General features: G+C 70.1%; 9 protein-coding genes. All 9 read right to left on the minus strand.

Translation table 11 applies throughout. The annotated features are described in order from the left end of the window. On the minus strand, window positions 1-311 hold a 311-nt coding region (locus tag ACR2FV_RS00035; protein WP_434013683.1), incomplete at its 3' end, for a hypothetical protein. A gap of 25 nt (window positions 312-336) precedes the next feature. Continuing rightward, on the minus strand, window positions 337-570 hold the full coding sequence (locus ACR2FV_RS00040) for a hypothetical protein (protein WP_434013684.1): 234 nt from the start codon (window positions 568-570) through the stop codon (window positions 337-339). Next, the gene (locus ACR2FV_RS00045) at window positions 567-686 is read right to left on the minus strand and encodes a DUF6893 family small protein (protein WP_434013685.1); all 120 of its coding nucleotides are present in this window, start codon (window positions 684-686) and stop codon (window positions 567-569) included. The genes ACR2FV_RS00040 and ACR2FV_RS00045 overlap by 4 nt, the downstream gene beginning before the upstream one ends. Next, the gene (locus tag ACR2FV_RS00050) at window positions 683-2,215 is read right to left on the minus strand and encodes a hypothetical protein (RefSeq protein ID WP_434013686.1); all 1,533 of its coding nucleotides are present in this window, start codon (window positions 2,213-2,215) and stop codon (window positions 683-685) included. Before ACR2FV_RS00050 ends, ACR2FV_RS00045 begins: the two co-directional genes overlap by 4 nt. Then, window positions 2,212-2,853 (minus strand): DUF6084 family protein, encoded by a 642-nt coding sequence (locus ACR2FV_RS00055; RefSeq protein ID WP_434013687.1) that lies wholly within the window; start codon window positions 2,851-2,853, stop codon window positions 2,212-2,214. Before ACR2FV_RS00055 ends, ACR2FV_RS00050 begins: the two co-directional genes overlap by 4 nt. Further along, window positions 2,850-3,521 (minus strand): DUF5947 family protein, encoded by a 672-nt coding sequence (locus ACR2FV_RS00060; RefSeq protein ID WP_434013688.1) that lies wholly within the window; start codon window positions 3,519-3,521, stop codon window positions 2,850-2,852. The genes ACR2FV_RS00055 and ACR2FV_RS00060 overlap by 4 nt, the downstream gene beginning before the upstream one ends. Next, complete coding sequence (locus tag ACR2FV_RS00065; RefSeq protein ID WP_434013689.1) at window positions 3,518-4,453, minus strand: NifU family protein; 936 nt, start codon at window positions 4,451-4,453, stop codon at window positions 3,518-3,520. The genes ACR2FV_RS00060 and ACR2FV_RS00065 overlap by 4 nt, the downstream gene beginning before the upstream one ends. A gap of 3 nt (window positions 4,454-4,456) precedes the next feature. After that, complete coding sequence (locus ACR2FV_RS00070; protein WP_434013690.1) at window positions 4,457-6,190, minus strand: nickel-dependent hydrogenase large subunit; 1,734 nt, start codon at window positions 6,188-6,190, stop codon at window positions 4,457-4,459. 106 nt (window positions 6,191-6,296) lie between these two features. After that, a complete protein-coding gene (locus ACR2FV_RS00075) occupies window positions 6,297-7,352 on the minus strand; it encodes a hydrogenase expression protein HypE (protein WP_434013691.1) in 1,056 nt (351 codons plus the stop codon). Between the last annotated feature and the right edge of the window lie 76 nt (window positions 7,353-7,428).

A 7,428-nucleotide genomic window follows, 5' to 3' on the forward strand; every position in this document is an offset into this window, starting at 1 on the left:
TGGTCTTCCGCGCGGCCGGTGCCCGGCTCGTGGGCCGGTCCGACGCCGTCGTCGTCCTGGTCGGTCTCGGGCGCCTCGTGCGCCGGCTGCTCGTCGGCGGGGGAGCCGGTGGCCCCGCCCTCGGTGCTCGCAGGGTCGGCCGCCTTGGCGTCCTCGTCCTCGACGGGGCCGGTCGCACCTCCGACCTTCGCGCCCTCCTTGCTCGTCTCGTCCTGGTCGTCGACGTCGGCGGACTCGCGGCGTCCCTCGTAGGGCGGAAGGGTCGTGCCCTCGGTGTCGATGCCGTCGGGGCTGTTCGGATCGCTGCTCATGGTCTCCTCCTTGGTGATGGGTGGGTCAGCCCCCGGACTGCAGGTCGGGGGAGTCCTCGTCCTCGGCTTCCTGGGGCGTGACCGAGGTGTCGGACTCCTCGTCCGCCGTGCCGGCCGGGCGGTCGACGGGCCCACCTGAGGGCTCGTCAGAGCCGGTGTCGCGCGACCCCGTCGGCCCGCGCTCCTCCTGCGGCTCCTCCTTCAGGTGCTCACTGGATTGCTCTTGCGGGTTGTCCATGATCTCCTCCTTGCTGCTCACATCGAGCGGATCTTCAGGTAGCGCTGGATGTCGGGGATGGACTGCACTGCGACGACGGCAGCGATCCCGGCCGCGGCGACGGCCAGGGCTGCAGTGATCGTTCCTAGCGATCTCATGGGTGGCTCTCCTCTCGGTGCGGTGACTGGCTGTCGGCTGGTAGTGGCTCGATCTCGTCGGGCGCGAAGTAGAAGTAGCGGCCGTACCAGTCGTGCAGGTCGGCGGCCGGATCGTCGACCAGCACCAGAGCGACGTGCACGGACCCGTCGACGTCGTGGAGCACCGCGGTGACCCGGGCCACCTGGTCGGCGAAGAACAGGTCCTGGGCGTCGGCCCGCCTGGAGGGGTGGACCCGCACCAGACTGCCCCGGCTGACGGTGGCCCCGTCGACTATCCACAAGTCGGTGCCGGGGCTGACCTCAGCGTCGGCCTCCGGGTCCCACCAGGGCACGCCGCCGGTGTCGAAGGCAACCCGGTCCTGTCCCGGGGTCTGCGGCGGCGGGGACTGCGCGGGGGGTCGAGGCTGCGGGTCCGCCGCCCGGGGGTCTCGCAGGATGCCGTGCAACTGCTGCAGGTCCTGCATCGTCATGGCGTCGCAGCGGTCGATGACCTCGCGGGCCCGGGGATCGGTGGCCCGGGCCTCGGCCTTCTCCGCCTCGGTCATCGTCATCACCCGCAGGGTGAGGATCTCGTCGATCTCGGTGGCGTCGAACAGGGCGCCGTGGCTCTGCGCCGCCACCTCGGGGTAGTCGTAGAGGATGATCGGGGCACCCAGGACCACGTCGGTCGATCCGGGTGCACCCGCCAGCACCGGCCAGCACCGCTGCTGCCGGCATCGGGCCGCCACCTCCAGCGCATTCTCGGGTGGGTCGATCACGGAGACGAACCCGCCCCCACGTGCCCGCAGGATCAGGTGGGCCCCGATCAGCGAGGACCTGATGGCGCTCTGCTGGTCGGCGACCGGATCGGGGTGTTCGTTGGACACCTCCACGGACAGCCTCAGGAGACGGCCGTCTCCGTCGCTGCCGGCGCCGTGGCCGCTCTCTTGCTGGGGGGCGCTGCCGGCGTCTCGGGCTGCCAGCCCGGTGGCGGCATCGAAGCGCACGCGTGCTCGCAGCGGCATGCGGCGCCGCACGATCCGGCCCGCGACGGTGCCGTCGGCCGCGACCAGCTCCTCGATGTCCTCGCCCCCGGCGATCTCCACCGGAGTGTCGAACGGCTCCGCCAGGGTCGCCGGGGCCAGGGCCACCTCCTGCTCCACCGCCTCATCCCAGGTCAGCACCGAGCGCCCGTCGACGGTGAGCTCGGAGACCGGCAGGTAGTCCCCGCCGGCGTCCCGCGCCTGCACCTCTCGCACCTGGAGCTGCAGGCAGCGCAGACGCACCTCGACCGTGCCCGGGTCGGCGTCCTGCGGAGCCCTGAGCAGACACTGCATCGACATGGTCGGGTCCTCGCCGAGACCGTCGCGCGCCGCGCCCGGGGGGCCGAGCACCCCGAACTGCCAGCGGGCCTGGTTCTTGCCCGAGCTCGCGCGGTAGGGATAGAGCAGGTAGCCCTCGTAGAGCACGGCGTCGGCGACCTCGCGCACCTGGTCCAACCGTCGCGAAGGGTCCAGCCCGTCCACCCACTCGGAGCTGTCGTGACTCATCGCACGCCCTCCTCCTGCGCGGCCAGCAGGACCTGCACGGTCTCCTCCCACGAGGTCAGGCCGTGCCGCGCGCGGTAGTCGGCGAGCCGGTCGACAATGTCGTGGTCCAGCCGCAGCCACCCGGTGTGCGGGAAGTAGGCGGCCATCGTGTCGTGCCAGGCCTGCACGGGCATCTGGTGTCGGGCCTCGCAGTCCCACGGGACCTGCTCCACCCCGAAGCCGCTGCGGCCACGGGTGAAGACCGTGCCGGAGAAGAGCAGGTTCAGCGGCACCGTCCCGGTGCCGAGGGCGTGCAGGTAGCGCGAGCCCGTCACGTCGAAGTCGTAGGTGGCGGGCAGCACCAGGTCAACCTCGGTGGCCCCGGTGAATCCCTGGACCGTCGTGTTGCACTGCATCCACAGGAACGGCCGCAACGTCTGCGCCCACCGCTCCTGGTCGCCGAACAGTCCGCGCAGCCGGCCCTGCTCCAGGTCGTCGTAGTGCCGCCGCTGCGGCTCGATGCGCACCTGGGCGCGCAGGGCGATGGCGTGGATGACCTGGCCCGTCGTCTCCTCGATCCGCAGCCGCGCAGTCAGCTGCGGCGCCACGGCATACGGCTCGGGGACGATCTCGACGACCGAGAAAGCGTAGTGGCTCACCGGTCCACCCCCTCGGTGACCGTGGGAGCGGGCCGGCTGCGGTCATCCACCCGGGCGAAGAAGTCGTCCATCGCGGCGTGCGCCTCGCTGCCGCCGTCGAAGCCACGCCACAGCATCCGCAGCCGCCCCACCAGCTCGTAGCACGCGTCGATGGGCACGAGATGGCAGGAGTATGCCGTGTCCGCCGCCCGGTCCCGGCGCACGAGGAGGGCCTCCACGTCGGCCCGCAGCGCCCGCAGCTCCGGGTTGCGGGCGACGATGCGCTCCCAGGCGTCCAGGGGCAGCTCGGACTCGGTGGCCCCGGCGGGGCCGGGGTAGAAGGCGACGGTGCGGTCCTGGACCGAGTTGGTGAACAGGAAGGCCAGGCCGACCGGGATCTGCAGCTCGTCCCAGGCTCCGGCGCCCAGGGAGAAGTCAGGGAAGGACAGGTAGCGCTCCGGCACCGCGCGGTAGCGCAACTGCGCGTGCTCGTCGTAAAAGAGCAGGTAGCACGCCCGGCAGGTGCACATCAGCGCCCGGCTCTCCAGGCTCACCACGTGCTGGTGCTCCTCGCCGATGGGCTCCGCGCACATCTCGCAGCGCTCCTGCGTCGAGCGCTCCGGGCGGGTGGCCGCGATCCGGCGCAGGGACGCCAGAGGAGCACGGCGACTCGACACCGGGGTGCTCATGACGCGACCGGGGCAGGGACGGCGATCGAGGTGACACCGTGCTCGGTCAGCAATGGCAACGGGGTCAGGTGCAGGCCGTCGTCGTCCAGACAGGCACCGGCGCGGCGCACGTCGTAGTGCGCCTGGCAGCCGGGGCAGCGCAGCACCGCTTCGCCGACCGCCGCCCCCAGCCGGCGGGACAGAGCGGCTCCCTGCAGCGAGGACTCGCACCGGGCGCAGCGGTCCACGTAGGCGAACAGATCGTCGCCGAGCCGGCAGGCCAGCACCGCCAGCCCACCGTCACCCATCGTGTGGACGGTGCTCGCCCCGGCGCCGAGGTCGGTCAACTCCGGCAGCGGCTGCCACACCGAGCCCTGATCCACCTCCAGGGAGTCCAGCCGCGAGCGCAGGGTGCTGACTGGGATGACCCCGGAGAGCCCCTCCTGCGCCGGGGCGTCGTCCACCGTGATCGCCGTCACCTCCGGTGCGGCCGCCTCGATGGCCCCCTCGACCGCGAGCTTGAGCGTCACCGACGAGGACGGGCAGCCGTCGCAGCTGCCCAGCAGCCGCAACCGCACCACGCTGTGGGGGGTGACCTCCAGCAGCTCGACGTCACCGCCGTGCGACCCCAGGTAGGGACGGACCTCCTCCAGCGCCCGCTCGACCCGGGTGGTCACGTCATCCGGGTGCAGGCCATGCACCAGCAGCAGACTCGCGACCAGGTCGTCCCGGGCCAGGGCGGCCAGCGTGCCCTCGTCGAGCCGGCCGCGCTCGTGCAGCAGGGTCAGCAGGCGCTCCAGCCCCGCGCCGTAGAGGTCGGCCACCAGGCGGACGAGCTCCTCGGCGCGCTCCCGACCGGCCGGCCCACCGGTGGCGCCGGCTCCGATGAGGGCGTCGATGCGCTCCCCGGCGGCGCGCCAGTCGGGCGCCGCCGTATCGTCCTCGTCCCCCATGGCTCAGCCGGTCCCGGCAGACTGGGTGGGGGAGTGCAGCCGCTCGACGGTCTTGCCGCCGCCGAGGTACATGTGCACCCCACACGGCAGGCACGGGTCGAAGCTGCGGACCGTGCGCATGATGTCGATGCCCTTGAAGTGCTCCCGGTCGTTCTCCTCGAAGATGGGCTGGCCCTGCACCGCGTCCTCGTACGGCCCGGGGGTGCCCAGGGAGTCCCGCGGGCTGGCATTCCACGGGGTCGGCGGGTAGGGGTGGTAGTTGGCGATCTTGCCGTCGCGGATCACCATGTGGTGGGACAGGACTCCCCGGACGGCCTCGGTGAAACCGCAGCCGACACCCTCCTCCGGCACGGTGAACTTCTCCCACGTCTTGGTCCGGCCGGCCCGGATCTCGACCAGGGCCTTCTCCGCGAAGTGCAGGGCGGCAGCGGCGGCGTAGGCCTGGAAGTAGGTACGGGCCCGGTTGCGTTCGATGGTGTTGCTCCACTGCGGGATCTTCCACTCCAGCTCGACGGGACCCTTGAGCGCCGTCTTGGGCAGGTTGATCTTGACACTGCTGCCGGTGGCCTGGATGTAGCCGATGTCGACCAGGCCGGCCAGGGCGGTCACCCACAGCCGCGCCAAGGGTCCACCGCCGGTGTCCAGCGCGAGGTAGTCGGTGCCGTCGTACCAGCGCGGCGACATCACCCAGCTGTAGTTGTTGTCCAGGTCCCGCTTCTGCGGCTGCGGGTTGGTGTGCTGGTTCCACGGGTGCCGACGGTCGACCGGGTTGCCCAGCGGGTCGTTCTTGACGAACATCTCCTGGCCTTCCCAGTCCTGGTAGTAGGACGAGCCGAGCATGATCCGGATGCCCAGGTTGATCTTGACCAGGTCGGTGGTGATCAGCTTGCCGTCGACGACCACCCCGGGGGTGACATACATCTTGCGTCCCCAGTCGGTCATGTCCTTGTACTCGAAGTTGCAGTGCTCGGGGTCCTGGAAGGAGCCCCAGCAGCCCAGCAGGATGCGCCGGTTGCCGACCTGCTCGTAGCCGGGCAGCGCCTCGTAGAAGAAGTCGAACAGGTCGTCGTGCATCGGCACGACCTTCTTCATGAACTCCACGTAGCGCTGCAACCGGGTGATGTAGTCGGTCATCAGCTGGATCGTGGCCACGGTGCCCACCCCGCCGGGGTAGAGGGTGGAGGGGTGCACGTGCCGACCCTCCATCAGGCAGAACATCTCCCGCGTCATCCGGCTGACCTGCAGCGCCTCGCGGTAGAACTCGCCGGTGAACGGGTTGAGCGAGCGCATGATGTCGCCGATGGTGCGGTAGCCGTGGTCGCCGGCGTGCGGGGACTCGGTGTGGTTGGCCCGCTCCAGGACGCCGGGGTTGGTCTCGGCCACCATCTTCTCGCAGTAGTCCACCCCGACCAGGTTCTCCTGGAAAATGTTGTGGTCGAACATGTACTCGGCGGCCTCGCCGAGGTTGACGATCCACTCAGCCAGGTGCGGCGGCTTGACGCCGTAGGCCATGTTCTGCGCGTAGCACGAGCAGGTGGCGTGGTTGTCGCCGCAGATCCCGCAAATCCGGCTGGTGATGAAGTGCGCGTCGCGCGGGTCCTTGCCCTTCATGAAGATCGAGTAACCACGGAAGATCGAACTGGTGCTGTGGCACTCGGCCACGACCTTCTGGTTGAAGTCGATCTTGGTGTAGATCCCGAGGCTGCCGACGATCCTGGTGATGGGATCCCAGGCCATCTCCACAAGACCGTCCGAGCCTTGGCTCTTCGTGCTGGGCTGGGGAATCGTCGACGTCATGACGCCGCCTTCCTGTATCGGGTCGGTCCTACGGTCGGGTCGGTCCTTACCAGGTCCGGGTCGCGCCGGTGGTCAGCTCGGCGCGAGGATGGCGCCACTTCGGCTCCTCGTCCAGGGTGTGCGAGGTGATGCCGCGCAGCTTGCGGATGGTCTTGCCGTAGGGTCCGACGGCCGTGGTGGACAGCTTGCCGCCGGGCGGCTCGTCCATGAACGGCATGAACTTGTCCGGGAAGCCGGGCATCGTGCAGCCGATGCAGATGCCGCCGACGTTGGGGCAGCCGCCGATGCCGTTCATCCAGCCGCGCTTGGGCACGTTGCACTTGACCACGGGCCCCCAGCAGCCGAGCTTGACAATGCACTTGGGGGAGCCGTACTCCTCGGCGAAGTCGGCCTGCTCGTAGTAGCCGGCGCGGTCACACCCCTCGTGCACGGTCTGCCCGAACAGCCAGGTGGGGCGCAGTGCCTCGTCCAGCGGGATCATCGGCGCCTGGTCGGTGGCCATGTAGAGCAGGTAGGTCAGGGTCTCGGACAGGTTGTCCGGCTGAATGGGGCACCCGGGCACGCACACGATCGGGATGTCGGCCTTGGACTTCCAGTCCCAGCCCAGATAGTCCGGCACCCCCATCGCGCCAGTGGGGTTGCCGGCCATGGCGTGGATCCCGCCGTAGGTCGCACAGGTCCCCACCGCGACGACGGCGGTCGCCTTGGGAACCAGCCGGTCCAGCCACTCGCTGGTCGTGATCGGCTGGTTAGTGGCCGGGTCGTTGCCGAAGCCGGACCAGTAGCCCTCGTCGTGCAGCTTCTCGTTGGGGATCGACCCCTCGACCACGAGCACGAACGGCTCCAACTCTCCCCGGTCGGCCTTGAAGAACCACTCCAGGAAGTCGTCGGCACCGCCGTTGGGCCCGCACTCGAAGTCGATCAGCGGCCAGTGCACGGCCACCTGCGGCAGTCCGGGCAGGGCGCCGAGGGCGATCTCCTCGATGCTGGGCTGCGTCGCGGCGGTCAGCGCGACCGAGTCCCCGTCGCAACTGAGCCCCGCGTTGATCCACAGCACGTGGATCAGCGTGTCTTCGGCCGCCTTCGCCTCGACTGTGGGCATCTTCGCCTCATTCCTGGCGGGGCCGCATGGGTGGTCCCTACCGGATGTTGCCGGAGCCGAGATGTTCGGCCCACTT

It is taken from the genome of Ornithinimicrobium sp. (assembly GCF_051004135.1).
Lineage (GTDB): Bacteria > Actinomycetota > Actinomycetes > Actinomycetales > Dermatophilaceae > Ornithinicoccus.

Excerpts from the sequence above, each read along its gene's own strand:
- ACR2FV_RS00045 (WP_434013685.1), bottom strand. The coding sequence starts at position 686 with ATGAGATCGCTAGGAACGATCACTGCAGCCCTGGCCGTCGCCGCGGCC.
- ACR2FV_RS00050 (WP_434013686.1), bottom strand. The coding sequence starts at position 2,215 with ATGAGTCACGACAGCTCCGAGTGGGTGGACGGGCTGGACCCTTCGCGA.
- ACR2FV_RS00060 (WP_434013688.1), bottom strand. The coding sequence starts at position 3,521 with ATGAGCACCCCGGTGTCGAGTCGCCGTGCTCCTCTGGCGTCCCTGCGC.
- ACR2FV_RS00065 (WP_434013689.1), bottom strand. The coding sequence starts at position 4,453 with ATGGGGGACGAGGACGATACGGCGGCGCCCGACTGGCGCGCCGCCGGG.
- ACR2FV_RS00070 (WP_434013690.1), bottom strand. The coding sequence starts at position 6,190 with ATGGCCTGGGATCCCATCACCAGGATCGTCGGCAGCCTCGGGATCTAC.
- ACR2FV_RS00075 (WP_434013691.1), bottom strand. The coding sequence starts at position 7,352 with ATGCCCACAGTCGAGGCGAAGGCGGCCGAAGACACGCTGATCCACGTG.